At 55.4% G+C, this 1,605-nt stretch carries 2 protein-coding genes; both read right to left on the minus strand.

Annotated elements, in window-relative coordinates:
* Positions 1 to 572 (minus strand): 3-oxo-tetronate 4-phosphate decarboxylase (gene otnC, locus ACR0JW_RS23795; protein ID WP_480714605.1); only part of this gene is annotated, 572 nt, incomplete at its 3' end.
* Positions 569 to 1,605, minus strand: a 1,037-nt coding sequence (otnK, locus tag ACR0JW_RS23800) for a 3-oxo-tetronate kinase (protein WP_480714606.1), incomplete at its 5' end; no start/stop codon positions are given. The genes otnC and otnK, both read right to left, overlap by 4 nt.

The raw sequence follows: 1,605 nt of genomic DNA on the forward strand, positions 1-1,605 counted from the left end.
CGCAATGCCACGAGCAGCTTGGCTGTTTCTTCCAACTCTTCAGCTGCACAGACCGCCGAGAAGAGGTCCTTTCCCGATACGACAGGTCCGTGATTGGCCAACAGAACTGCACTAAATTTCCCACCCAGTTCGCGGATCAAATCACCGGATTTCGGATCACCCGGCTTGACGTATGGAACCATTTTGACCGTGCCAACACGCATAACCACATACGGCGTAAGCGGTGGAATACAGTCATCTGGATCGGTGTCTTCCAAACAGGACAGAGCAGTGGCCCAGGTCGAATGCAGATGAACCACGGCGCCCGCTTCTGGCCTCGTCTCATAGAAGGCTTGGTGCAGAAAGACCTCCTTGGTCGGCTTGTCGCCGGAGACGTGGATGCCATCCAAATCAATCTTGGCAATGCGTTCGGGGTCGATATCACCCAAGGTGGAATTGGTTGGCGTCATGAGGATTCCGTCATCAAGGCGCGCGGAGACATTGCCCGCTGTGCCGACGGAAAAGCCACGCGCAAACAGCGAAGCACACAGTTCCGACATCTGCTGCCGTAAAGCCAATTCTTCAGATCTCATTTGCCTGCCTCCATCATTCTGAGGGCTTTCGCAAAAAAGTCCGGAGCGCCAAAGTTTCCAGATTTTAGGGCCAGCGCAATGGGTTCAATTTTTCCAACGCTCAGGACTGGCACGCCCGGGTCGATCTCTGGCCCAATTGACATGGCCGGAGACCCCAGTGCCTCAGAGATGACCTTGGCAACAGCTCCCGACGTCTCTCCTCCTGCCACCGCAAGGCGCTTGTACCCAGCATCGACAAGTTCTCGTGCTGTATCTGCAAAGAGATTGTCCAGCTTTTCCGCCACAGCCTCCTGACCGAATTTGTTTTGGATCGCCCGCACATCATCCGGGCTTCCCGATGAATACGCGAGCGGTGCCTGACCGGGATGCGTTTCAAAGAAATCCAGAAGCGTTTGCGTGGTCACATCCCCGGACATGACACCCGGAACATCGATGGCGAACGTCGGATTGGATTCCGCATGAACATCGATCTGCCCACGGGTTGCACCTGAACATGACCCTGCAAGGATAGCAGCGGGCCCAGTGATACCTGTAAACACACTGCCACCTTTTTTGGACGAAGCTCTTCTGACGAAGTTTCTGGGTAGCCCCAGCGCTATCCCAGATCCCCCGGTGATGAGCTGGGCATCCTTCAGAGCCTCGCCCCAAGCCAGTAAATCCTCGTCCGAAATCGCATCGCCGATCACAAAGCGTTCGTCGGCGTTCTGCAAAGCAGCAAAAATCGCCTCCGGTCCTTGCTTCACGGTGTCAACTGGCACCAACCCAACTTCTTCTTCGGTCTGATGCTGCAACCACCGCCTGATGTTGGCGTCCGTCATCGGAGTAAGAGGGTGATTTTCCATCCCAGACTCGTGTATCGGCTTACCGAGCACAAAGAGATGGCCCTGGTAAACCGTACGCCCCGTGGTGGGAAAGGCCGGACAGAAAACCACCTTTTGCGCGCCCAGTTCATTGGCCAACGCTTCCGCAACCGGGCCGATATTTCCCTCCATCGTGGAATCAAAGGTCGAGCAATATTTGAAGATGAACTGCT

Source organism: Ruegeria sp. BG6 (assembly GCF_056538465.1).